The 24,503-nt window shown below is 62.5% G+C and carries 21 protein-coding genes and 2 pseudogenes; 16 read left to right on the forward strand and 7 right to left on the reverse strand.

All coding sequences use genetic code 11. From position 1 onward, the window contains the following. Positions 1 to 158 precede the first annotated feature (158 nt). Positions 159 to 779 carry an HD domain-containing protein gene (locus B7R22_RS02120; RefSeq protein ID WP_216363361.1) on the forward strand — a complete coding sequence of 207 codons (621 nt, stop codon included), beginning with the start codon at positions 159 to 161 and terminating at the stop codon, positions 777 to 779. 89 nt (positions 780 to 868) lie between these two features. After that, positions 869 to 1,102, forward strand: a pseudogene (locus tag B7R22_RS19650) (IS21 family transposase); the annotation flags it as partial. A gap of 199 nt (positions 1,103 to 1,301) precedes the next feature. Here B7R22_RS19650 and B7R22_RS02125 read toward each other — a convergent pair. Together B7R22_RS02125 and B7R22_RS02130 are read right to left on the reverse strand one after the other, a co-directional pair. Next, positions 1,302 to 1,892, reverse strand: a complete 591-nt coding sequence (locus B7R22_RS02125) for an ATP-binding protein (protein WP_301182585.1) — start codon at positions 1,890 to 1,892, stop codon at positions 1,302 to 1,304. A 228-nt stretch (positions 1,893 to 2,120) separates the two neighbouring features. Continuing rightward, complete coding sequence (locus tag B7R22_RS02130; protein WP_116410179.1) at positions 2,121 to 2,321, reverse strand: hypothetical protein; 201 nt, start codon at positions 2,319 to 2,321, stop codon at positions 2,121 to 2,123. A 734-nt stretch (positions 2,322 to 3,055) separates the two neighbouring features. Between B7R22_RS02130 and B7R22_RS02135 the strand changes: the two genes are divergently transcribed. The 7 genes from B7R22_RS02135 (at position 3,056) to B7R22_RS02165 (ending at position 10,126) form a co-directional block, all read left to right on the forward strand. Further along, positions 3,056 to 4,222: an ABC transporter substrate-binding protein gene (locus B7R22_RS02135; protein WP_172582155.1), complete on the forward strand. Its 1,167-nt coding sequence runs from the start codon at positions 3,056 to 3,058 to the stop codon at positions 4,220 to 4,222. A gap of 94 nt (positions 4,223 to 4,316) precedes the next feature. Further along, complete coding sequence (locus B7R22_RS02140) at positions 4,317 to 5,264, forward strand: carbohydrate ABC transporter permease (protein ID WP_147305272.1); 948 nt, start codon at positions 4,317 to 4,319, stop codon at positions 5,262 to 5,264. A 12-nt stretch (positions 5,265 to 5,276) separates the two neighbouring features. Further along, the gene (locus B7R22_RS02145; RefSeq protein ID WP_116410182.1) at positions 5,277 to 6,122 is read left to right on the forward strand and encodes a carbohydrate ABC transporter permease; all 846 of its coding nucleotides are present in this window, start codon (positions 5,277 to 5,279) and stop codon (positions 6,120 to 6,122) included. A 39-nt stretch (positions 6,123 to 6,161) separates the two neighbouring features. Next, positions 6,162 to 7,286 (forward strand): Gfo/Idh/MocA family protein, encoded by a 1,125-nt coding sequence (locus tag B7R22_RS02150; protein WP_253258836.1) that lies wholly within the window; start codon positions 6,162 to 6,164, stop codon positions 7,284 to 7,286. Then, the gene (locus B7R22_RS02155; RefSeq protein ID WP_116410183.1) at positions 7,283 to 8,344 is read left to right on the forward strand and encodes a Gfo/Idh/MocA family protein; all 1,062 of its coding nucleotides are present in this window, start codon (positions 7,283 to 7,285) and stop codon (positions 8,342 to 8,344) included. Before B7R22_RS02150 ends, B7R22_RS02155 begins: the two co-directional genes overlap by 4 nt. Before the next feature lie 31 nt (positions 8,345 to 8,375). Continuing rightward, complete coding sequence (locus B7R22_RS02160; protein ID WP_116410184.1) at positions 8,376 to 9,125, forward strand: sugar phosphate isomerase/epimerase family protein; 750 nt, start codon at positions 8,376 to 8,378, stop codon at positions 9,123 to 9,125. Next, positions 9,122 to 10,126, forward strand: a complete 1,005-nt coding sequence (locus B7R22_RS02165; RefSeq protein WP_116410185.1) for a sugar phosphate isomerase/epimerase family protein — start codon at positions 9,122 to 9,124, stop codon at positions 10,124 to 10,126. The genes B7R22_RS02160 and B7R22_RS02165 overlap by 4 nt, the downstream gene beginning before the upstream one ends. A gap of 13 nt (positions 10,127 to 10,139) precedes the next feature. Here the strand turns inward: B7R22_RS02165 and B7R22_RS02170 are convergent, their stop codons facing one another. The 4 genes from B7R22_RS02170 to B7R22_RS02185 form a co-directional block, all read right to left on the reverse strand. Beyond that, positions 10,140 to 11,228: a LacI family DNA-binding transcriptional regulator gene (locus tag B7R22_RS02170; protein WP_116410186.1), complete on the reverse strand. Its 1,089-nt coding sequence runs from the start codon at positions 11,226 to 11,228 to the stop codon at positions 10,140 to 10,142. A 170-nt stretch (positions 11,229 to 11,398) separates the two neighbouring features. Continuing rightward, the gene (locus B7R22_RS02175; protein ID WP_116410195.1) at positions 11,399 to 11,980 is read right to left on the reverse strand and encodes a recombinase family protein; all 582 of its coding nucleotides are present in this window, start codon (positions 11,978 to 11,980) and stop codon (positions 11,399 to 11,401) included. A gap of 305 nt (positions 11,981 to 12,285) precedes the next feature. Further along, positions 12,286 to 12,717, reverse strand: coding sequence for a bleomycin resistance protein (locus tag B7R22_RS02180; RefSeq protein ID WP_216363362.1), 432 nt, complete (start codon positions 12,715 to 12,717; stop codon positions 12,286 to 12,288). A 153-nt stretch (positions 12,718 to 12,870) separates the two neighbouring features. Continuing rightward, positions 12,871 to 13,920 carry an SDR family oxidoreductase gene (locus B7R22_RS02185; RefSeq protein WP_116410187.1) on the reverse strand — a complete coding sequence of 350 codons (1,050 nt, stop codon included), beginning with the start codon at positions 13,918 to 13,920 and terminating at the stop codon, positions 12,871 to 12,873. An 85-nt stretch (positions 13,921 to 14,005) separates the two neighbouring features. Here B7R22_RS02185 and B7R22_RS02190 point away from each other — a divergent pair, with 85 nt between their 5' ends. Next, on the forward strand, positions 14,006 to 14,320 hold the full coding sequence (locus tag B7R22_RS02190) for an ArsR/SmtB family transcription factor (RefSeq protein ID WP_116410197.1): 315 nt from the start codon (positions 14,006 to 14,008) through the stop codon (positions 14,318 to 14,320). 47 nt (positions 14,321 to 14,367) lie between these two features. Next, positions 14,368 to 14,586: pseudogene (locus tag B7R22_RS02195) on the forward strand (helix-turn-helix domain-containing protein); the annotation flags it as partial. Between the two features lie 128 nt (positions 14,587 to 14,714). Here the strand turns inward: B7R22_RS02195 and B7R22_RS02200 are convergent. After that, complete coding sequence (locus B7R22_RS02200) at positions 14,715 to 15,638, reverse strand: helix-turn-helix domain-containing protein (RefSeq protein WP_172582156.1); 924 nt, start codon at positions 15,636 to 15,638, stop codon at positions 14,715 to 14,717. 35 nt (positions 15,639 to 15,673) lie between these two features. Here B7R22_RS02200 and B7R22_RS02205 point away from each other — a divergent pair, with 35 nt between their 5' ends. The 5 genes from B7R22_RS02205 to B7R22_RS02225 all read left to right on the forward strand — a co-directional run bounded on the left by B7R22_RS02205 (position 15,674) and on the right by B7R22_RS02225 (position 23,792). Then, the gene (locus B7R22_RS02205; RefSeq protein WP_116410190.1) at positions 15,674 to 19,120 is read left to right on the forward strand and encodes a tetratricopeptide repeat protein; all 3,447 of its coding nucleotides are present in this window, start codon (positions 15,674 to 15,676) and stop codon (positions 19,118 to 19,120) included. Continuing rightward, positions 19,117 to 20,157 (forward strand): substrate-binding domain-containing protein, encoded by a 1,041-nt coding sequence (locus B7R22_RS02210; RefSeq protein ID WP_116410191.1) that lies wholly within the window; start codon positions 19,117 to 19,119, stop codon positions 20,155 to 20,157. Before B7R22_RS02205 ends, B7R22_RS02210 begins: the two co-directional genes overlap by 4 nt. A 79-nt stretch (positions 20,158 to 20,236) precedes the next feature. Next, complete coding sequence (locus tag B7R22_RS02215) at positions 20,237 to 21,781, forward strand: sugar ABC transporter ATP-binding protein (RefSeq protein WP_116410192.1); 1,545 nt, start codon at positions 20,237 to 20,239, stop codon at positions 21,779 to 21,781. Between the two features lie 53 nt (positions 21,782 to 21,834). After that, positions 21,835 to 22,875, forward strand: a complete 1,041-nt coding sequence (locus B7R22_RS02220) for an ABC transporter permease (protein WP_216363364.1) — start codon at positions 21,835 to 21,837, stop codon at positions 22,873 to 22,875. Continuing rightward, the gene (locus tag B7R22_RS02225; protein WP_116410193.1) at positions 22,872 to 23,792 is read left to right on the forward strand and encodes a hypothetical protein; all 921 of its coding nucleotides are present in this window, start codon (positions 22,872 to 22,874) and stop codon (positions 23,790 to 23,792) included. The genes B7R22_RS02220 and B7R22_RS02225 overlap by 4 nt, the downstream gene beginning before the upstream one ends. The last annotated feature ends 711 nt before the right edge of the window (positions 23,793 to 24,503 follow it).

Raw genomic sequence — 24,503 nt, forward strand, 5'->3', positions numbered from 1 at the left:
CCGAACCAGAAGCCGCCGCGAAATCCTCAAACGAGAACAACCCGCAGCGACCGCGTAACCAAAAGACCAACCCGAGGGGTCAACTTTCTTTTGACGATACGGGGTCAAGATTCACCCGACGTTGACACCGATACTCGCAAACGTCATAACGTGTATGTGTGACCGATTTAGACCAGCTCATTGTTCCTCCGACTCCGGTGGCGGGTGCGGCCCTGGACGTGGCCCGCGAATGGAGTAGCCCAGCTATGGTGAACCACTGCCTACGATCGTGGGTTTGGGCCAGCCGTTTAGCGGATCATCTCAGCCTCCACTATGACGCCGAGCTTCTCTATGTCTCCGCGATGCTCCACGACCTCGGAGTCGCATCGCACTTCGACGCGCTGACCATTCCCTTCGAAGTCGTTGGGGGTGCTCTCGCATGGTCATTCGCCGCGGGGGCAGGATGGCCGGCCGATCGACGAGCCAGAGTGCAAGCAGTGATCGAGGCACACGCGTGGGCAGAGGTGGACCCTGCCTCAGACACGGAGGGCTACCTGCTTGAGGCTGCCACCTCACTCGACGTCGCGGGCAGCGGTTTCGAACGATGGAATGTTGACTTCTTATGCGAAGTCACACGCGAAGTGCCTCGGCTAAACTTCTCCGACGAATTCGGAGATTCCATCCGCAACCAAGCCTTGCGTAAACCAAGCTCGGAAGCCGCGCGGTTCCAATCGGCGAATGGTGTCGAGCGCGGGCGAAAAGTTTGGCAGATCATTCTCTTTCAGGGCCAAGAACCTTGAGAATACGGGTGGTAGTTCCCCTCTTGACGGCTAAGCCTTGGTTCGGATGGACGTTGGTTACCATCCTGTTCAAGTTCGGATATCCACTCGAACTGTGGAGGCGGATGCTCTCGGGTGCGAAGACGAAGTGTCACATGTTCACGTTCCGGTTATCGAACTCGGGCAAATTGGTGCACCGCGTGCACGCCAAACACAGTCAGGAAGCCTTCCCCGAGGGCCACATCGATGCGTTCGACGATATTGGTGGTGTCCCGACCCGGCGCCTCAAATGCGACAACTTGACCTCCGCGGTGACGACAGCAATCTATGGGAAAGGTCGCCGATGTGAAACCCGACGGGCAGGCGACCCTCGCAATCGCGCGCCTAGTGGCGTGCTGCAGCCGTCGACCAAACGTCGAGCTTCATCCATTATCGCGGGTTATGTGAGGTTGTGCCCGCTGGTGGCCATGAAAAGTACCCGTGTGTGGTCAACAGTTCTGCCGACCTGGTTGTTGGTGGTGCTGGCCACGGCTCGTGGGTTGGTTAGGGCATGGGTGTGACTCCTTTGCCGGCGATGGCTTTGGTGAGGCGGATGGATTCGCCGGAGGTTTGACAGATGTGGGCGTGGTGCAGGAGCCGGTCAACGGTCGCGGTGGCCAACGTTTTGGGTATGAGCTCGTCGAATGCCGCTGGGCGCAGGTTCGAGCTGACCGCGATGGAGCGTTTCTCGTACGGTGCGTCGACGAGCGGGCACAAGCCTTCAGTGGCGTCCGCGCCCACGGGCAGCAGTCCGATGTCCTTGATGACGATCAGGTCGGTGCGGAGGACCCAGGCCACGACCCGGGTCACTGAATCATCGGAGCGGTGCGCACGGATCAGGGCGCCGAGGTCCTCGAGACGGAACCACGCAACGCGCATGCCGGCCTCAACTACGTGTTGGCCGAGGGCTTTGAGGAAGAACGTTTTCCCTGCCCCTGGCGGTCCGCACACGACGACGTTCTCTCTGCGGTGCACCCATTTCAGGGTGCGGAGCGCCTGCTGGGTCGGCGCGGGTATGGAGGACACGGTTTCGTCCCACGTCGCGAACGTCTTCGCGGTCGGGAATCCGGCGGCTTTCCGGTGGGTGTTCAGCATCGACCGTGACGGCCGGTGATCTCTTCAACGAACAAGGCTTTGAGTACTTCGGTCGGGTCTCAGCGCTGTGTTTTTGCTGTCTGGAGGAGTTTGGGGGCGAGGGCTCTGGCGTAGACATTTTCAGTTGCCGCATCATCGCCTCGAGGTCTGCGGCTAGGGGCGGGGCGGTGTTCGTGGTGACGCTCACGCGGACTCCTCCAACTCCATGTGGTCCACGACGGTGGTGGGCTACTGATTGCTGCCCACCACCGGTGCCTTGCGCGCGAGACTTCGTTTCCGCCGCAGCATGGTCGCGGGCTGGTGGGTGATCGCGTTCAGGATCGACGCGAGGTCACCGTTCGCGAACCGATGATGTGTCGCCGCAACCCCGAGCGCAGCATCAACATCAGCTCGAGTGCCGCTCTTCGAAAAGGTGACTGCTTCCGTCATTTCTTGTTCATCCGCGCCGTTCCCGCAGCGGCTGCTTCCAGCAACCAAGCATACGCTCCGGACTCAATCTCTTTAAGAAACTCGAGATCGTGCGGGGCGCCCGGCATGCAGGAAGTCTGCCGCCGACGCTGCCCGGCCCGTCGGATGGTCCAGAGCGAACTTCTATAGGTACGAGTTAGCGGCAGGCGACCCAGTCGCGCCAACCATCAGTGAGGTTGCCTTCATGAGGACAGTGCCTGCGGGGCCAGGTGTTCGGAAGACGGCGGCCCTTCCAACAGCTGATTGTGACCTCGATGGGGTCTGAGCTTTACGGCAGTCCAAACTTCGTTCATGAACATGATGAACGTGAAATGACGGTAAATGTGGGCAATTGCAACCGGTAGTTCTCTTGTTTTTCAAAGATTACTGGTCGCAAAATGCTTGACGCAGTGGACAAGGGATGTCATCCTACTTGTGAGTTCATATTTGTTCATCCAGTGTCATGAACCATCGACAACAGGCCCGGAACCGCACTCGCTGCGCAGGTTCTGAACCTCGACCCCACAGTAAGAAAGGGCCCTTGGGGGTTCTGCGGAATCCGATCGGCTCGCGTCCACGAAGGAGTGGTTTTGAAAATGCATCGAAAATTCGCCGTCCCCCTAATCGGAAGTCTGGCTACCGCCGTCCTCCTCGCAGGATGTTCGACATCTGCGGACTCATCATCCAACGGGCACTCCTCTGCGCCATTGACGGTCATGAGCGATTACGCTCCAGGCGACTATCAGAACGCGTCATTCGTCGAAGCGTTGGCCGGCTTCACAAAGGAAACAGGAATCGAGGTCACGCCGATCTACAGTGGCGCGAACGAGATCTACACGGCCTATGAGACTTCTGTATTGGCGAAGAAGTCCCCTGACGTACTCTTCGTCAATCTGTACGACAAATCAACGACGTGGACATCGACTGGCGCAACGCTGCCGGTGACGCAGTACATCAAGGACTGGGGTCTCGACAAAGTTGTCTCCCAGGCGGCCGTCTCCGACTGGACTGACGCGAAAGGGCAAGTTCAGGCCTTTCCGTACTTCGGGTTCAGTTGGCCCATGTGGTACAACAAGGCGCTCTTCGAGAAGGCCGGTATACCTTCGTTGCCAGCAACCACCGACGACTTGATCGCGGATGCACCCAAACTGAAAGCGATCGGCGTGACGCCCATCGCAATCAGTGGAAGTGACTCGTTGGGGCAGAAGTTCTTCCTACAGATTATCCAAACCCTGATGAGCGAGGACGAAGCCAAGAAGGTCTTTGCTGGCGGAGGATATTGCTCGAGTCCATCGGCCATGAAGGGTATCGACGAGTTTCTGCGCCTGAGCAAAGCCGGAGTGTTCAGCGAGAACGCCCAAGGTCTGATCGGCGACAACGTTGTGGCTGACTTCTACCAGAGCAAAGCAGCCATGCTTCCGGACGGTTCATGGCAGTTCTCCGCGACGCCCAAAGAGCTTGTGCCAAGTGTGGAGTTGGGTGGGATGCCGGTTCCCGCAGGATCTCGTTACACCAAGCCTGTCATGTATCAGGCGTACACTTCCAGCGCCATCTGGCTCACGCCGAGCGGAACGAAGCGTCTGTCCGACGTTGAAAAGTTCGTGAAGTACATGTATGAGTCGAATGTCGCGTCGTCCGTGGTAGCCGGGGCCGGCAACGTTCCCGTACAGCCGATCGATGGGCTCGAGACATCGCTCGCGTCGCAACCGCTTCTCCTACAGGCCCTCACCGACACGCCCGCTCGAGTGGACTACGCGGTGTTCCCGGACCTGTATGTGCCCGGCGCCAAGACGCAGGCCCTAGTCAGCGCAATCGCTACGGCCTACGCTCCGGGTGCCACCAGCTCCGACGTCTGCGCAGCTCTCGACGGCGCATACAAATAACTCTTAGGCCGATCACGTCCTGCCGAGCCGCGCGGGGTGCCGTGGCAGTTCACGTACCCCGCACAAGCATTGCCAACCAGAAAGGAGGATTCGCGTGACTTCCGTGGCGCAACACGAAATAGATCACCGTCCGCCGACTTTGTCACCTGTCACTCCGCGTCGGTCTCGCACGATCAAATCGGCCCAACGCCGGGCTGTCACCCTCCTCACCGCCCCCGGTCTCATCTGGTACGCGGTGTTCATGGTGATTCCGGCAGCGAGCATCTTCGTTTTCAGCCTCCTCGATTGGCCGGGGCTGTTGGCACCGGCGACATTCGCGGGATTTTCGAATTACGCGGAGATGGTCGCCGACCCGGTCTTCTGGACGGCTGTGCTCAATACGCTCATCGAGTTGGGCGTAGACCTTGCGGTCATGATTCCGGTGTCGTTCATGCTGGGCTACTACCTGACCCTCAAGCGACCCGGCCACCGCATCCTTCGCGTGCTTTTCTTCACGCCGGCGCTACTCTCGCTCTCCGCGCGAGCTCTCGTTTTCTTCGGCGTGCTGGCGCCGAATGGCCTGGTGAATGGGATCTTCTCGCTGATCGGTCTGGGCGACCTCAGCACCCCTTGGCTCGCCAACCCAGACACCTCACTCGCCGTTGTCATGATCGTTGACCTGTGGGGTGGGATCGGATTCACGGCAATTCTGTTCGCAGCGCGGCTGGCGTCGGTGTCGCCCGAGATCTACGAAGCGGCAGAACTCGATGGGGCCACCTCCTGGAGAAAGATGTGGTCCGTGGCGATGCCCGTAATCAGGGGTTTCGTCGGCATCGTCACGATGTTGCAATTCGCGTGGATCCTGTTCGGCTCGGCGACGACCGTCCTTCTTCTCACGCGAGGCGGCCCTGGATCGACCTCGACCACCCTCTCCTTCATGGTCTACAACGAGGCTTTCGTTCAATCGAATATCGGCTACAGCCAAGCAATCGGAGTGGTGCTTTTCATTTTCGGGTTGCTCGGAATGTTGGCGATCAACCGTTCTATTCGGCAAAGGTACTGAGGAACAACGCCCATGGCATATCGCACACGTCACAAACCGAAGGCCCTTGTAGTCGTAGCCGACTCTTTGGTTTGGCTCTACGGTCTCATTATCCTGATTCCGGTCTACTACCTCATCGTCACCTCGCTCAAGACGAACACCGAGATCTTCAGTGCACCGGCCGCGCTGCCAACACACGCCGCACTGGACAATTTCATAAACGCCGCAAACTTCGCCTCACTGCCGCAGGCCCTGATCAACTCCTCAGTCATTACGATCGGTGCCGAGTTAGTGACACTCGGTTTGGCGATCCCCGCTGCGTACGGGTTGTCGCGAACAGACGGAAAAATCGGCGCCGCGCTCGAGAGGGTCTTCTCGGCGGGCTTTTTGATTCCCGCATTCGCCGCGCTCGTGCCAACCGTGATATTGGCAGTGAATCTCAATCTGTTCTACAACCCCATCTTTCTCGTCATCTTCTATCCCGCCACACAATTGCCGCTGTCTGTCGTGCTTCTCACCCAGTACATGCGCTCGATCCCGAAAGAACTCGAAGAAAGCTCGATGATGGATGGCGCGAACCGCTGGACGGTTCTGTGGCGCATCTACACCCCCCTGATAGTGCCGGGTCTGGTGTCGGTGGCCCTGTTGAACTTCCTCACATTCTGGAATGAATATCTTTTCTCCCTCTCGATCCTCGGCACCGACACGGCCGTGCGCACGGTGCAGGTAGCGGTACCCGCGCTTATCGGGCAGCAGACCACGAACTACGGAATACTTGCAGCCGGCTGCATCATTTCGATCATTCCCGTCCTGGTGGTGTACCTCCTCCTGCAGCGACAAATGGAGAACGCTCTCGTCGCCGGAGCTCTCAAGGGATGATGCGCAGATGAATTCCCTGCCAGAAATACGGTCGCGATCGTGAGGGCTGCTCAGCTGGGTGTTGGAGTTGTCGGCACCGGCTTCATGGCGCGCGTTCACTCGCACGCCGCGCGCGCGAGTGGTGCTCACCTGCGAGCCATCGTCGGTTCACACGACGCCTCGACAGCTAGAGCAGTGAAGGAGTTGGGGTTCGAACGCGGGTGCCGCACGCTCGCTGAACTCCTCGGTGACGACAGCATAGATGTTGTCCATATCTGTACACCAAACGCACTTCACTATGACCAGGTGACCGCAGTTCTCGATTCGGGCAAACACGTCGTCTGTGAGAAGCCGATTTCGCTCACTTCGGAGGACGCCAGCGTTCTCGTTCGACTCTCTGCGGGTTGCGTTGCGACGGTGCCATTTGTATACCGATTCCACCCCATGGTCCGGGAGGCTCGTGCTCGCGTACTCGAAGGAAAGCTGGGAAAGCTTTATACGCTGCATGGTTCGTACCTCCAGGATTGGTTGTTGCAAGCGAGCGATAACAATTGGCGTGTCGACGAACGTGCCGGCGGAACGTCCCGCGCCTTCTCGGACATCGGCTCTCATTTGGTTGACATGATCGAATTTGTTTCTGGGGAAACGATCGCGCGCGTCTGCGCTCTCACGAGGACTGTGCACCCTCGCCGATCCTCAGATCGGCCGGTGACGAATGAAGACGCGGCCTGTCTGATTGTCGAGACTGCATCAGGCGTCATCGGAACGCTCGCCGTATCCCAGGTGGCTGCGGGTCGCAAGAACCAACTGACTTTCGAGCTCTTGGGCGAGAAGGGATCGGTCGCGTTTGAAAACGAGAGACCGGAAACACTGTGGCTCGGCGGACGTGGGTCGAGTGAACTCCTCGTGCGAGACGCGAACCACCTCTCTCCGGAGGCCAAGCGGCTCTCCACCCTCCCGGCCGGCCATCCGATGGGCTACCAAGACGCATTCAACGCCTTCACGCGAGACACCTACGACGCAGTCCTGGGCAGAATCCCCTTCGGCCTACCGACGTTTGTCGACGGCCTTCGAGCCGTGAGGCTGACCGAGTCCGTCATCGAGTCTGCGCGCCTGGGGGAATGGGTGCTGACCGCCATTGAACCCAACAAAGTTGAACCCGTAACTACAGGAAGAGAACAGTGAACCAATTCCCACAGACCCGCGTCGCATTCCTCGGCGCCGGCAATATTGCCGGGCCCTATGCAGACTCGCTCAAATCACATCCGGAGCTCCTCCTCATCGGAGTGTTCGACCTCGACGAGGTGAGGCGGGCCACGTTCGCTCGGTCGACCGGTTGCAAAGAGTTCGCGTCCCTCGACGAGATGCTTGACGACGCCCCCGATATCGTGGTCAATCTCACCAGCGCACCATTTCATTTCGCTACAACGAAGGAGCTTCTTGAGCGGGGCCAGAATGTCTTCAGCGAGAAGCCTCTGGCGCTCAGTTATACGGATGCTCGGGAACTAGAGCAGCTCGCGGCCGAGAGAGAAGTGCGACTAGCTTGCGCGCCTTCCCTCTGGCTCGGTGCGGCGTGCTCTGCGGCGACAGCGGCGGTACAAGGCGGAGAGATCGGCGTCGTCAGACTGATCACTGCGGAAGTGAATCAGGGCCGCATCGAGAGTTGGCATCCGGCGCCGCAGTCGTTCTATTCTGTTGGCCCCATAGTGGACGTCGGGGTGTACCCGATCGCGTTCCTGACCGCCCTCTTCGGTTCGGTCGCTCAGGTGACGGCCGTGTCGACGACTGCGCTCGATACGAGGGTGACAATTGGTGGGGACAGCTTCAGTCCTCGGTCGCCTGACTCGTGGATCGTCATAGCCGAATTCGTGACTGGGCAGGTCTTACGGCTGAGCTGCAACTTCTATGTCGACCATGCGACGGTCCCGCGCACTCTCGACCTGCATGGAGACGCGGGCAGTCTTCGTATCGACGATTGGATTCTGCCGGGATCTGCGATCTCGATTGCATCATACGGAAGGCCGTTCGAACCGTTCGTGAACGGTACCGACGCGCCAATCGACTGGTGTATCGGGCTGGCCGAGCTGGCCGGGGCCATGCGCGAGGGCCGGGCTCATCGCGCCGGCGCTCGGCACGCTGCTCACGTCGTTGAGATTCTCGACGCCGCCAGGGAGTCTGCCTCGAGCGGATCACGAGTCGAGGTCTACTCGAGAGTCGACGCTTCGCTCGCACCCGCAAATTAGCCCACCGAACCTCCGACCTGCAAGGAAAATCGTGCCCAATCCCTCTATCTCAATTCAGCTGTACACCGTCAGAGACGCATTGGCGTCTGACGTGGCCGGCACTCTCGCTCGGCTGAAGGCCATCGGCTATTCGAACGTCGAACTGTTCGGATTTCAGGACGACGTGGAAACTTATGAAGCCGCCCTGTCGTTCTCCGGCCTGAAGGCGCCGTCGGCTCACGCATTACTGCTCAATAGAGACGTGACACCCGTCTTCGAGGCCGCGCAGCGCCTGGGCGTCAGTACGGTGATAGATCCAGACATCCACTACTCGAGGTGGACCACCCGCGACGATGTCGAAACGGCCGCGACCGAATTGAACGAAATCTCGCGCAAGGCGGCTGACTTCGGTCTCAAAGTCGGCTACCACAATCACTCCTGGGAGGTACGCAACCGCCTCGGATCGGTGACCGCGCTGGAGGTCTTTGCAGATAGCCTGGACGAGGCTGTTGCCCTCGAAGTCGACACGTTCTGGGTTGAGGTCGGAGGTGTCTCCTCGATAGAGCTCCTCGGCAGGCTAGGAGAGAGGGTGAAATTCCTTCATGTCAAAGACGGTCCTCTCAGCGAGAACCCGGATGACCAGGTCGGGTTGGGCAAAGGGGAGATCGATGTTCACGGAATCATCGCAGCCGCCCCCCATGCAATGAGGATCGTAGAACTGGACGGCACTCGGGGAGGTCTCTTCGGGGAACTGGAAGACAGCTATGCCTACCTCCGGTCAGAAGCCACTCAAACATCATGACCCGTCCTGTCACTCTTTTCACTGGTCAATGGGCGGACTTGCCGCTCGACGAGGTGGCCTCGCTCGCACAAGGCTGGGGCTACGACGGCCTCGAGGTGGCGTGCTCACCGAATCATCTCGACGTTCGAAGGGCCGCCGACGATCGGCTCTATCTCAACGAACGGTTGGAACTCCTGCGGCGCCACGAACTCAGTGTGTTCGCGATTTCCAACCATCTCACCGGCCAAGCGGTATGCGATGACCCCATTGATTTTCGACACCGCAGCATAGTGAGCTCCGCGATCTGGGGCGACGGAAACGCAGAAGGTGTACGACAGAGGGCGGCCGACGAACTCAAACTCACTGCCGTCGTGGCTCGCAAGCTCGGAGTCGATACCGTCGTCGGATTCACAGGCTCACGGATCTGGAAATATCTCGCCATGTTTCCACCAGTGTCTGAAGAGGCGATCGACGATGGATTCCAAGATTTCGCTGACCGCTGGAATCCGATACTCGACGTGTTCGACGGTGAGGGAGTCCGGTTCGCGCTGGAAGTTCATCCGTCCGAGATTGCCTATGACTACTGGAGCAGCATGCGTTCCCTGGACGCGATCGACCGCCGAAAAGCCTTCGGATTCAATTGGGACCCCAGTCACATGCTGTGGCAAGGAATAGACCCGGTCGCGTTCATCGAAGACTTTCGTGATCGAATCTTTCACGTCGATTGCAAAGATACCCGCATTCGGCCAGTCGACGGTCGGCGCGGCATCCTGGGATCACATCTTCCGTGGGGTGATTCACGCAGGCGCTGGGATTTTGTTTCCACCGGTCGTGGCGATGTTCCCTGGGAAGATTGCTTCAGGGCTCTGCGAAAAATCGGCTACGACGGGCCGATTTCCGTGGAGTGGGAGGACGCCGGGATGGACCGCCTGCACGGTGCCCCTCAGGCCCTCGCGTTTGTTCGATCCCTCCTTTGGAACGAGCCGTCAGCCTCCTTCGACTCTGCATTCTCGGCCGACTAGCATCGAGACGACCTCAATGCCGAGGAGCGGGGGCAGTGGTCTCTCGAATTCTCAGTTTTACCGGTACCGTCGCCGTCTGATGCGGAAATGAAGGTTCGGCCAGGATTTGTTTCAGAACGTGCACGGCGACTTGGCCCATCGCGTTCGTATCGACGACAAGAGTGGTCAACGGAAGATGCGGGGTCGCGGGCGGGTGGTCATCAAACCCGACGACTGACACCGATGCGGGAACTTCGACTCCTGCCGCCTCCAGTGCCTGCATCGCACCGACGGCTGTTGAGTCGTTCGAGGCGACGATAGCCGTGAAGGGCAATTTCGTATCGAGCAAGCGGCGGACTGCCTCGCTGGCACCTTTTACCGTCAAGTTGCAGTTCTCGATGAGTTGCGGTTGAAGCGGCAGTCGATTCGCCACCAAAGCTTCTCTGTACCCCATTGCGCGCCAGGCCATGGAGTAAACACTGTTGGTGCCAGGGATGACATCAATCCGCGGCCCGCCGATGAAGGCGATGTTCTGGTGCCCGAGCGAGATCAGGTGCTGGGTGACAAGGTAGGAGCCGCCGAAGTTGTCAGAGAGCACTGCGTCCCCCTCCCAGCCGGGGAAGGCATTGTCGATAAGGATCACTCGAAGGCCCGATCGCCGTAATGACAGCGCTGCTTCGGCTGGAGCCGGCCCTACCAGAAATGCTGACGAGAGGTTGAGGTCGGATATCTGATCCGCCGCCGATGCCGAGTCGACTTCCATGTCGAGCAGCCGCCGGAACACCACCCTTATGCCTGCCTTGCGGGCGTGCGACTCGACAGCAAACAGGATGTCGGCCCAGAACTGGGCAACCCCCTGCCGCCCCTCGCTGCCTTCGAGCACCACGAGGAAGAAACCCACTTCGGAAATCGGCTCCAACCGTGGCTTCGCAGCTCGCTGAACGTAGCCGAGTTGCCGGACGGCATCGAACACGCTGCCGCGAAGCCGTTCATTGACCCCGGGCTCCTGATTCAGGACTCGTGAGACGGTGCCACTAGAGACCCCCGCATGAGCCGCTACATCTCTGATTGTTACGGTCATCTTTCTGCCTCTGTTCATGAGCACGGCAAATTGGTCATACATTGTTCATCCTAGATCTTCCCGTCTTCCCGGAAGACGAGGCAACCCCTGGGATCAGCGAAGTCGTGTCAGTCAAGATTTTTGCTTACACTGTAGTGGTGCCTTGCCCTAATTTGTCGGGGCCTGCTCTCGGTCGACATACGCAGGCAACTGCTCATCGAAGTGTGGTGCTCTCATTGCGGTGACGTCCCGATCCGCCGATACAACGTTGCCCTGGACATCCCCATATCCCGGGCGATCTGCGCTGCCGGCTCCCCACCATCAATAAGGCGGCGTGCGTTCAGGATCTGGCTGTCCGTGAACTGCTGACGCCGACCGCCGAGGTCCTTTCCTGCAGCCCGGCGTTTGGTCACACTGTCGGTGATGCGTTCCCGTTTGATGTCGAGCTCCATCTGCGCCAGGGCTGCCATGACGGTGAATACCATTGACCCCATCGGCGTCCCCGTTTCCACATTCCCACCACCCAGGTTCAACACCCGAAGGCCGGCGCCTCTCCCACGAAGCATGTCCGGCAACGCCAGCATGTTCTGCGTCGACCGGCCCAAACGATCAAGCGTCGTCACAACCAGGGTGTCACCCTCATGCAAAGCGTCCACCGCCCGGTCAAACTCCGGCCGGTTCGCCCTGGCACCACTCACCCCATGATCGACATACAGGTCGTCCCGGCGCACCCCGGACGCGAGGAGATCTTGTTCTTGCCGGTCGGTGTCCTGGTTCTTCGTCGACACCCGCGCATACCCGATCAGCCTGCCCATGACCACTCCCCCTATGTCCCGCAACCGTACTTCGCTTCACCGATCCTAGACCGAGGTTGAAACACATAGCTGCGAGAATCTGGGCGTGTCAGCGCGGTCCCGGAACCTGGCGAAAAACGTCGCTAAATAAGAGGTACAACTTTTCGGCCGGTGAGACGCCTCGCAACCCAAGGGATACGAGAGGTAACTGCCGCCCGTTTATGGCACCTGTGCGGGCAAATAAATTGGGCGGGGTAAACATGGATCCAAGCAACGGCGCGGCGCTGACGATCCGAAAGTGCAGGCAACGCCCGCTGGTCGACCGTCTATCGGGCGGCAGTTCGACGTCCAACCGAGGATTGGAACCGGAGAAGGTAGCCATCCGGATCGGATACCAGGAATTGCCTCACGCCAGCCTCTTCGTCGCCCGTTCGATACCACTTCGTCTCAGGTTCCATAAAAAGTTCAATCTCAGCAAAGGCGAGTGACGCCACGATGGTATCCACGTCGGGAACGGTGATCTGGAAGTTGACTCCGCGTCCTAGGGGTTGGTCGAGAGGCCCCGTGAGCCAGTTCCTTCCGACGCCAGCTTGCTCGAGCATCACATGCGTCGTGCCAAGCACCAGATAGGCGAAGCGCTCTTCGGGCCGCGCATATTTCACCCCGAAACCGCATCGGCCCGACCAGAATTCGATGCTCTGATCCAGGTTTGTGACAAGCAGTTCCGGAACGAGGCTGGGCGCAAAGTCGATGATCACCGATTCATGTTCCCACTGACCTCAGTCACCGTGCGTGTCGACACCGCCAACCAGCGATCACAGAACACCGCCATCTAGCCATGAACATTATGGTTTCGCGCAGCTTCCGCAATCCAGATGCGGAGTCCGAGGAGGAGCCAGCGTGGCGGCCCTCTAGGGGATAAGGCGTTGGTCGCGGAGGTCATGGAAGATGCGGAGGAACATCGCTTCGGTGTCGACGTATTCATGGAACCCTGCTCGGCGGGATTTCGAGGTGTCGGCGATGACGTCGTAGTCCCAGGCGAACACGAAGTCTCCGAACTGCCACGACGAGACGGCCTCGTAGGGGGTGTGGCACAGCCCGTGGCGTTCGATCATCGCGTTCCACAGCTCGGCTTTGTCGGACATCGCCTCGCTCAGACTCATCTGTAGGGGTGGGGCGACGTCGAGGTTGAAGAACGCGGCGATCGCGGGCCACATGCTCGACCAGCGGAACAGGTCGCCGTTGGTGATGTTGTAGGCCTGGTTGCGGCTATCGGGGTTGGTGGCGGCCCAGGTCGTGGCCTTGGCGAGTAGGTCGGCGTCGGTCATCTCGATCAGACTGCTGTAGGCGCCGGGCTTTCCGGGGAAGCGCAACGGGATACCGAGTTCCTTGCTGATGGAAGCGTAGACGGCGATCACCATGGCGAGGTTCATTGGGCTTCCCAGCCCCACACCGGCCACCACCGATGGGCGCAGTGCCGACCACGACCACGAGGCGTGCTGCTGACGCTGTTCGAGGAACTGCTGCTGGTCGACGTTGAACTCCGGAGGCATGTGGGGCGGGTCGCTCTCTTTCGCCGGGGTCGAGAATGGGCCGAGGTGGGCGCCGTAGACCTTATAGCCCTGCATGAGGCTGATGTGCTCCAGCCGGGGTGCGATCGGCTCGACCGCGTCGACGACGTTGACCAGCATTGCAAGATTCGGTGGCACCAGCTCAGCCCAGGTCGGCCGGTCCTGGTAGGCGGCGTAGAAGAGGTGGGTGACATCGGTGAGTCCGGCGAGCTGGGCTACCGTGTCCTCGCGGTCGAGGAGATCGACGGCGATGTTCCGCACAGCGGCGGTGTCGACGCCGCCTCGACGCGACAGTCCGACGATCGACCAGTCCCCTTCGCGTTCGAGGTGGGCAACGAGGTTGCCCCCGATCACGCCTCTGGCTCCGACCACCAGTGCTGTCTTGTCCATATTGCCCCCATCGGTAAATCGCTGATTTACGATGTACCTTCTAGCACAGTATCGGTAAATTACGATGTTGCGATACGATAACTGGATGCAAGCAGCCGAGGCGGATCACCTGGTAGCGGTGTTCAAGGCACTGGGGCATCCAACACGACTCGCGATCCTCGGCTGGCTGAAAGACCCGGCCTCGTTCCCGCCCCAGGATCGGCCGGCCGAAGAGGTCGGGGTGTGTTTGAAACACATCCAGGCTCGGGCGGAGGTGTCACAGTCCACCGCTTCGCAGTTCATGGCGACGTTGCAGCGCGCGAACCTCGTTACCTGCACGCGGGTGGGTCAGTGGTCTCACTATCAGCGCGACGAGACGGAGATCGCTCTGCTCAGACATCTCATCGGTGCGTCTCTATAAGAGGTCGCCTTTTCGGGTGCTGGACTCACGAGAGTGCCCGCTAAGGGATCCGCGCTCGGACGCGTGAAGGAATGGCTATCGCGAAGGCAGCCGGGAAGCTTCGAGGGAAGCAACCCAAGCTCACCGCCCCGAAACGCCGCCACCTGCTCGCTATCCACGCGGCCGGCACACATACTCAGACCGAGTTAGCGGAGCTGTTCGATGTATCCCGAGCCACGGTCTACCGAGAGCTCCAACGAGCTCAGCCACCGAAAGCCGCCATATAGCGTTACAGAAACGCGGCCACTTATCGCTGCGACTCACATCCACCAAAACGCCCAAATTCTTCTTCAACCCATTGATTAGTTCCTGTCACCTTCTGACAAGGAAAGGCTGTTTTGGACACGCGGTCTGTTCACCCCTTGTGCTGAGCCCGGTAACGTAGCGCCGTCGTTCCATGCACAGTGCGGAACTGCCTTGAGAAGTAGAACTCGTCTTGATAGCCGACCGTGTTGGCGATCGTCGCGATAGGCATGTCGGTCGTGTCGAGCAGTTCGCGGGCTCGTGCCATCCGCATTTGGGTCTGGTACTTCAGAACAGGAAAGCCGACCTGTTCGCGGAAGAGCGCGGCAAAATGAGAAGGGCTTAACGTTGCTCGTTCTGCGAGGTGACCGATACTGATCCTCTCGGTGAGGTGAGAGCGCAGATAGTCTCGCGCCTCGTCGATTACTGACATGCGCGAGCGAGCCGAGGTAGCGCTCGAGGCGAGCACGGCGAGCAGGTGCCACGCTGCCCCCGAGGCCAATAGGAGGCTGGCCGTCGAGATGTCGCGTTCCATCTGCTGCAGAACCTCTTCGGCGAGCGAGACAACCCGGTAGGTGTCGTCGAGGGTGCGAACGGGCGCCGAAGCGGTCATCCGCGCGGCGACCAGGAATTCGTGCAGATCGCGGCCGTCAACGTGCAGCCACCAGAGGGTCCAGGGGTCGCTCGTATCACTGGCATAGGCATGAGAGGTACCGGGTGGTATCACCACCACTTGGTTCTGTTCGACGCCGTGGGTGGTCTCGTCGATACGACACCAGCCACGACCGCTCGTGCAGATCAACACCACCGCCTGGTCGATGGGCGCAGACCGCGACATCCCGTGCGCGCGGGCCTCGGGAAAGTAGCCGCAGTCCGTCGCCACGAGATGGGAGGTGCCCGGCTGCGACAGCGCTTCGACGATCATCGGCCGCGGCAGCACCTGCAACCGCTGACCCGGGAATCCTTCGGCGATCGCCATTCGTCCATCCTCTGCCCGAACCGTCGTTTTGTCCATTTTTCCCGTGAGATCGGCCATTTCGGTGCCCCTTCGTCGGTGCATACTCTTGCTGCATGCTCAATGACGAGGCCTCGGCCGTTTCCCGGATCGTACTGCCCCCCGTTCCGGAATCGCTCCGGGACGAGGCTGTGGCCTGCTGGAGCGAGCCACTCAGCATCGACTCCTACCTGCCGGGCGAGCCCGACCTTCTCCCCGCCTTCCTCGAGCAGCGCGTCTACCAGGGTTCCAGCGGACGAGTCTTCCCCCTGCCCTTTCACGAGCGCATCAGCCAGACCAAACAGGCTCACCAGTGGCAAGCCGTGCACCTGGAGAATCGCTGGCTGCGGGTGGTGGTTCTGCCGGAGCTCGGTGGCCGCATCCACATCGGCTACGACAAAGTCGCCGACTACGACTTCTTCTACCGCAACAACGTGATCAAGCCGGCGCTCGTCGGTCTCGCCGGACCCTGGATCTCGGGCGGCGTGGAGTTCAACTGGCCGCAGCACCACCGGCCGGCGACCTTTCTGCCCACCGATGTCGAGATCGAGCACGAGGCCGACGGATCCGTCACCGTGTGGTGCTCGGACCACGATCCGTTCGCACGGATGAAGGGGATGCACGGCATCCGCCTGCGCCCCGACAGCGCGGTGATCGAGGCCCGCGTGCGGCTCTACAACCGCACCCCCGAGACGCAGACGTTCCTGTGGTGGGCCAATGTCGCTGCGGCAGTCGACGACGAGTATCAGTCGTTCTTCCCGCGCGATGTCGAGTTCGTGGCAGACCACGCAAAACGCGCGATCGCCACGTTCCCGGAGGTCGACGGCTCGTACTACGGCATCGACTACCCCGCCCGCCGCACCGCGGAACGCCCCGACGGCGATCGGCTCGACTGGTACCGCAACATCCCGGTTCCAACGTCGTACATGGTCACCCGAACCTCCGACGACTTCTTCGGGGGGTACGACCACGGCCGCGAGGCCGGTTTCGTGCACTGGGCCGACCGCCACATCGCTCCGGGCAAGAAGCAATGGACCTGGGGAAACGCCCCGTTCGGTTGGGCCTGGGATGCGAACCTCACTGACGATGACGGCCCGTACGTCGAGCTGATGGCGGGCGCCTACACCGACAACCAGCCGGACTTCTCGTTCCTCGCCCCGGGCGAGACAAAAACCTTTAGCCAATACTGGTATCCCATCCAGAAGATCGGACCCGTTCACCAGGCAACACTCGATGCCGCCGGGCGGCTCGACGCCACCGTCGACCCCAAGTCGCAAACGACGTTGCTCACCGTGGGCGTCGCCGTCACGGCGCCCCACGGCACGCTGACCGTGCAGGTCGAGACCCTGCAAGGCGAAGTGCTGTACACAAGCACGACCGCACTCAAACCCGGTGCCCCGCTGCTGCAGACCATGAGCGTTCCCGGGCAGCACGCGGCAGACACGGTGGTTCTCGTGGTCACCTCACCCGAACGGGAGCTGCTCCGAACCCGCCCGACGACAGGCGCCGGGCTCGCCACTCCCCCGGAGTCGGCCACCGAACCGCCTCCGCCTGCCGAGGTCGCGTCGATCGAGGAGCTCTTCTATATCGGCCAGTACCTCTACCAGTACCGGCACGCCACTAGGCTGCCCGAGCCCTACTGGCGGGAGGCGCTCCGGCGCGACCCGCAGGACATCCGGTCGAACGTCGCGCTGGCCGAGCGGCTGACCTGGTCCGGTGCCTTTGACGAAGCCGAGGTGCTGCTCCGCCGAGCCGTCGCCCGGCTCACCGCACGGGTGCCCAACCCGGCAGACGGCGAAGCGCACTATCGCCTCGGGCTCGTGCTGGTGCTGCAGGGTCGGGACGCCGAGGCGCAGGAGTTCCTGCAGAAGGCGGCATGGAATGCCGGCTGGCGGGCGCCGGCCACCTTCGCTCTCGCCCAGCTGACCGCCCGAGCCGGCCTCACCCAGGCGGCGGAGGAGAACGCGCGGGCGGTGCTCCGTGTCGACGGGGAGCATCTGCAGGCCGCCGCGCTGCTCGCGAGCCTGCTACAGCAGCGCGGTGTAGCGGACGAGGCGGCGGAGCTGCTGGCGCGAACGCTGGCCGCCGATCCTCTCGACCAGTGGTCGCGCATTCTGTCGGGCCGGGAGCACACGGCCGATGCCCCCACGCTGCTCGACGTCGCGCTGGAATTCACCGCCATGGGCTCGTACGACAGGGCGCTGGACGTGTTCGCCGAGGCCGCTGCAGCCGCCCGGAGCACGGCTCTTGGCCAGGTGCAGGTGGAACCGCTCGCGCACTACCACCGGGCGTCTGTTCTCGACCTGACCGGCCGACCCGACGAGGCGGCTGCGGCACGCGTCGCTGCCCGGCGGGCCGACAGGCGGTACAGCCAGGCGTCGCGGCACGCAGACATCGCCGTGTTGCGCGAAGCGCTTGCAGCAGACCCCTACGACGAACTGGCTGCCGTGCTGCTGGCGAACTGGCACTACGACAAACGTCGCTACGTCGAGGCGATGGGCTTTTGGGAGCAGGCGGTCTCCGCCACGGGCGACCGGGTGTCGCACGCTGCCGACCCCGCCGTCAGCGCGACCCAAACCATGGCGCACCGCAACCTCGGCATAGCCGCGTACAACGTGCTGGGCGACGGGGACCGCGCCCGGTCGCACTATTCGTTGGCCCTCGAGCTGTCTCCGTACGAGGCGAAGCTCTGGTTCGAGAACGATCAGCTGGTCGAGCGTCTCGGCGACTCCGACCCGGCGCGCATCGCGGTTCTCGAAGCGCGAAGGGATCTGGTTCACCAGCGCGACGACCTGAGCGTGGCCTTCGCCGAACTGCTGACCCGAACGGGCAGGGCCGTCGAAGCCCACCGGCTGCTCTCGGGTCGCACGTTCCAGCCCTGGGAGGGCGGCGAAGGGCGCGCGCTGGCGGCGTGGGAAAACGCGAACGTCGCACTCGCGTACGCTTTTCTGCAGACGGGCGACCTGCGTTCGGCCGCGAATCACGTCGAGAGCAGCATCCACACCCCTGCCTCTCTCGGAGAAGCCCGCCACGACCTCGCCAACTCAGCCCGACTGCACCTTCTGAAGGGCGACGTCGCAGACGCCCAAGGAAACACAGAGGATGCCGTTCACGCCTGGCAGAAGGCCGCGTCGTTCACGGGCGACTTCCAGGGGATGAGCACTCGCACGTTCAGCGACCAGACGTACTTCAGTGTGCTGGCGCTTCTGCGACTCGGCGAAGTGCCGGAGGCAGACCGTCTCCGCGCCGGCCTCGAGCAGCACGTCGCAGAGATCGCGGTGCAGCCGGCCACGATCGACTACTTCGCCACCTCGCTGCCCACCATGCTCCTCTTCACCGACAACCCCCAGACCCTCCGAGACACGGAGATCGTGCGTCTTCGCAAACAACTCGCCCTGCTGGACGACGAGTTCTCTGCACACCTGGACCACGCACTCCACGAGACCATCCCGGCTGCACCACAGCCATTCCCACGGCAGGCGACGGCGCCTGCCGTACAACACACAGAAAAGGGCACACCATGAGAAGAATCCTCACCCGCCGAAGCACCAGGGGTGTGGTGATCGCGGCCGCATCGCTGGCCCTGATCCTCGGCACCTCCGCCTGCACCTCAGGCCAGGAGACGGCGCCTGCCGCCTCGGCAGCGGGGCCGAAGAGCGGAAAGCTCACCATCGCCTACCTGCAGAAGCAGGGCGACCAGCAATACTTCGTCGACGAGGCGAACGGCGCGAAAGAGGCGGCGGAGGCCCTCGGCGACGTCGACGTCAAGGTCGTCAACCTCGGCACCGACGCCAACAAGGCGATCAGCGAGGTCGATTCGGTCATTGCCCAGAAGGTCGACGGCATCATCATCGTCGTGCCCGACCAGCAGATCGGCCCGCAGGTCATCCAGGCGGCAACCGCAGCCGGCATCCCGATCATGGCGTCCGACGATGTCATCAAGGATGCCAGCGGTGCCGAGGCAGCATTCGCCGGGTTCGACGGAACGGCGATGGGCGAAGCGGTCGGCACGAAGGCGGCCGAGCTCTACAAGGCGGCCGGATGGTCGGCGGCAGACACCCGCATCCTGAGCGGCTCGAAGCAGGACCTCTCGGCCTGCACGCAGCGGGTGACCGGCGCGAAAGACGCTTTCACAAAGGCGATCGGCAGCGACATCCCGAACGTCGTCGAGATCGGTACCGACAACTCGGCGACCGACGCCCAGAACAAGGCAGGCGCGGTCATCACGGCGAACGCGGGCGTCAAGAACTGGATCGTCTGGGGCTGCAACGACGAGACCGAGACCGGAATCGTGACGGCACTGCAGAACTCCGGCGTGGCTCCGGCCAGCATCATCGGAATCGGACTCGGCGCGTACCTGACCTGCAAGGACTGGGCCGCCGGACAGGACACCGGAAACAAGGCAGCCCTGTTCATCTCGGGCGTCGAGGTCGGCAAGGCCGCGCTCACCTCGATGGTCGGCCTCGTGCGTGACGGCACGGCGCTTCCTCCCCAGTCGATCGCGAAGACGGCCATCGTCGACGCGTCGAACTGGCAGGCCGAGGGCGTCGTCTGCACCTAGAACGACCCGGGGGGAGCACCACACCGGTGCTCCCCCCACCGCCTCACCCCCCACTCTTCAACCCGACGGGAAAACCACCGTGAACGCGTCCACCCGAACCGACAACACCGCCGAGCCCGACGGCGTCGTGCTGAGCGCCCGACAGATCGGCAAGCACTTCGGCCCCATCGTGGCGTTGACGGGTGTCGATCTCGAACTCCGCGCCGGCGAGGTCACCGCGATCATGGGTGAGAACGGCGCAGGCAAGTCCACCCTGCTGAAGATCCTGACGGGTGACTACCAGCCCGACTCCGGCGAGCTGCGACTCGGCGGTGAGGTGATGAACTTCACCGACCCGGCCCAGTCGCGCGCCGTCGGGCTCCGCGTCATCGCGCAGGAACCCGAGATCGTGCCGCACGTCTCGGTCGCCGAGAACATCTACGTCGGCGCCATCGGGCACCAAGGCCTGCTCTTCAACCGGGCCAAGCTCGAACGCCAGGCCGCGGCCGATCTCGCCACCTACGGCTTCGACCGCATCGTCTCCCCCCAGACGATCGGCAGTCAGCTCTCCGCGGCGCAGCGACAGGTCGTCGAGATCATGCGAGCCGTCATCGACAAGCCGCGGGTGATCTGCTTCGACGAGCCCACCTCCTCCCTCGGGGACGAGGAATCTGCCCTGCTCTTCGCGCTCATCAACACCCTGCGCTCCGAGGGCGTAGCGGTCGGCTACGTCTCCCACCGCATGAACGAGATCTTCCGACTCGCCGATCGCATCACCGTGCTGCGCGACGGCAAGCTCGTCGGCACCAAGGCGAAAGCCGACACCGACCACAACGACCTGGTGAAGATGATGGTCGGTCGGGATCTATCGCAGCTGTTCTCGCGCGAGCGCCAGGTCGCCGGCGACCCGGTCATCGAGCTGCAGGATGTCAGCACCGACGATGTCTCGAACATCGACCTGACCGTACGAGCCGGTGAGGTCGTCGGCGTCGCCGGGCTCGTCGGCGCCGGCCGCAGCGAACTCATGAAGGCGATCGTCGGCGACCTGCCCGTGACCAGCGGGACGGTGCTCGTCAAGGGCAAGCCCGTGCGGTTCCACAGCCCCGCCGACTCGATCGCGGCCGGCATCGGCTTCGCTCCCGAGGAACGGAAGGCCGAGGCGCTGATCATGCAGCGCACCGTCCGGGACAACATCGTGCTGGCCATCCTGCCGAAGCTCGCCCGCGGGTTCTTCGTCAGCGAGAAGCGCGAGAAGCAGGTCGCGAAGACCTACGTCGACCAACTGCGCATCCGCACCCCCTCCACGGAACAGCTCGTGAAGAACCTCAGCGGCGGCAACCAGCAGAAGGTCGTGCTCGCGCGCTGGCTCGCGCACAGCCCCGCCCTCCTCGTACTCGACGAACCGACGCGTGGCGTCGATGTGGGCGCTAAGGCCGAGATCTACTCCATCATCGACGAACTGGCGCAGCAGGGAGTCGGCATCCTCGTCGTCTCCAGCGAGCTGCCCGAGGTGCTCGGCCTCTCCGACCGCACCTACGTCATGGCGGGAGGCCGCATCACCGGCACGCTCGATCGCTCCGAAGCCACCGAGGAGTCGATACTCGCCCTCGCCATGACGGACACCCGGGCATCCGCAGCCCTGTGAACCGCCCACCCACACCTTCAGCCCCGCCCCACCCCCTCGAAAGGACCCCTCCGGTGTCTGCTCCCACCACCCAGCGCCCCGAAACCTCCCTGGCCCGAGAGGTGATGGCTCTGCCGACGCCCTCGATCGGGCGGCGCATCCTGACCACCATCGGTGTTCAGAACATCTCCCTGCTGATCGCCATCATCGCGCTGGTCGCCGTCATCGGCTCGCAGAACCCGCTCTTCTTCGGGATCGACAATGTGCGGGTGATCGGTACCGCCATCGCCGTCTCGGGACTGCTGGCGGTAGTGCAGACGGTCGTCATCATCATGGGCGCCCTCGACATCTCGGTCGGTTCAATCGCCGGTCTCGCTTCGGTCACCTCGGCCATGATCTTCACCGTGGCCGGCCCCCTGCTCGGTGTCGTCGGCGCCCTCGGCATCGGAATCGCCTGCGGCCTGCTGAACGGCTGCATCATCGTCTTCGGGCGGGTCAACCCCGTCATCGCGACGCTGGCGACACTCGCGGCGTTCAAGGGCATCGCGCAACTCGTCTCCGACGGGCGCGCCCAGGGCTACACAGGCGCCGACGGCTTCTTCGTGTTCCTCGCCCGAGGCACGCTGATCGGCATCCCTGTACTGATCTGGGTGCTGATCGTGCTCGCCGTGCTCATGCACGTCGTTCTGCGCTACACCAGCATCGGCCGGAACATCTACGCCGTCGGCGGCAACGACGTCGCCTCGCGCCTGGCCGGCATCAACATCAACCGCTACATCCTCGGCGTCTACATGATGACCGGGGCTGTCGCCGCGATCGCCGGCATCCTGATCACCGCGCGAACAGGATCGGGCCAGCCGGTCTCGGGCTCGGAAGGTCTGGAGCTCGAGTCGATCACGGCAGCGGCCCTCGGCGGCGCGGCCCTGAAGGGTGGCAAGGGAACCATCATGGGAACGATTCTGGCGGTGATCCTGCTGGGCATCCTCACGAACGGCATGACCCTCCTCGATGTGAATGCGTTCTGGCAGAACGTCGCCAAGGGCGGCCTGCTCGTGGTCGCCGTCATCATCCAGCAGCTGCGCTCAGGCGAGCGTCGCATCGGTCTGCCTGCGTGACAGACCGGGTCGAGGGCGGCAACGGCCTCAGCTGCGTCGTCGACGCGAGACGGGGCGCCCGCATTGTCAGCCTTCGGTCCGGGGTCTCAGGGGGCAGGGAGACAGAGTGGCTCGCCCCGTCGACGGATCAGTGGCCGCCCCCGACCGACCGGGAGGGCCGACCCGTCTTCGCCCGGCCCGGAATGGGCGGATGGGACGAGGCCTTCCCCACCGTGTCGGCCAGCGTGCTCGCCGACGGAACGTCGCTGGCCGACCATGGGGAGGCGTGGAGCCGGTCGTGGATGCTCGGCGGCACCTCTGACGGCCCCCCGACGAACTCGGTGACCACGTCGGTGCGACTGACCACAATGCCGCTGACGGTGACGCGCAACATCACGCCGACCGCCGACGGAATACGGCTGGGCTACCGGGCCACGACCAACTCCACCGAGCCGCTGCCCTTTCTCTGGAGCGCGCACCCCCAGTTCGCTGCGGAACCCGGCACCACCGTGCAGCTGCTGGCATCCAGCGCCCATCAGCCTCAGCCGACGTCACAACCGGGAAGCGCCCCCGGCCTGGTCGAGGAATACCCCAAGCCGGGCACACGGCACGACTTCTCACTGGCCGGCAGCGACGTGCTTGAACTGCTCAGACCGGGCACATCGCTGAAGGTCTTCGTTGACCCACACCTCGACGTGGCCGTCGCGCTCCTCCGAAAGCATGACGGGTCCGCGTTGCGACTGGCCTGGCACAGTGAGACCCGACTCTATCTCGGCCTCTTCTGGGACAGAGCGGAGTTTGCTGAAGACCCGATCATCGCGCTCGAGCCGTCCACGGGCTTCGGAGACTCCGCGGGAGCCGCCGAACGTTCCGGCCGCATCGCGACGATAAGTGCGTCATCACCACTTGAATGGCACCTCGACCTCTCGGCGCATTGAACACACGACCAGTGCGCCTACCAATGCCCCATCAGCACTCTGTAGTCGAGCTGCTGCCGCGAACCGCTCTCGGTAGTCGTAGCCGTTAAGTGGCGTTCCCTCACCGCGCTCCACTGGTTCAGTAGCAACGGCCTCGAGCTCGCTCGTGCAGTCGCCGCCGAGATCGGCCCGGAGTTCGAGGTGGAGAACTACTCCTCCGAAGTAAGCACCGCGGTAGTCAATCGAGGGGTGGTTTTGCGATCATGAGTTTCTCCTTGGACAGGTTCGTCGTCGTCTTCTGATGCGGACGGAAGACCCCTGAGGGGGCATCTCCCCGCATTGGAGAGATCGGGCTGTTCTGAAAGCGTCAGGGTTCATTCCTCAACCTTTCGTCAGTTGAGGTCCTGGCGGGCCCGTGTTTTCCATGAACCTCCCGCGCCCGAGGCAGCAGAGGTCCTCCTTGAGCACGTGTCACGCGCTGGCAGCTGTCATGCGGTCGTCCGAAGAAGTCTAAGTTCAGCGATGGGGCGATGCAGGAGCGCGTCGCACGACTGCCAGCTGTACGCGGTCGCGTCTTGATTGGCGCTCGGGTCTGCCCAGAGTTCGGTTGTCATCTGATCTGTGAGATTTCATTCTCGCTGGAAGGATGTCAGTTATGGCAAAGGCATATCCGAAAGAGTTCCGTGATGACGTCGTGGCGGTGGCCCGGAAGGGCCAGGGCCAGTCGGCGCA

It is taken from the genome of Subtercola boreus (assembly GCF_003399635.1).
GTDB lineage: Bacteria > Actinomycetota > Actinomycetes > Actinomycetales > Microbacteriaceae > Subtercola > Subtercola boreus_B.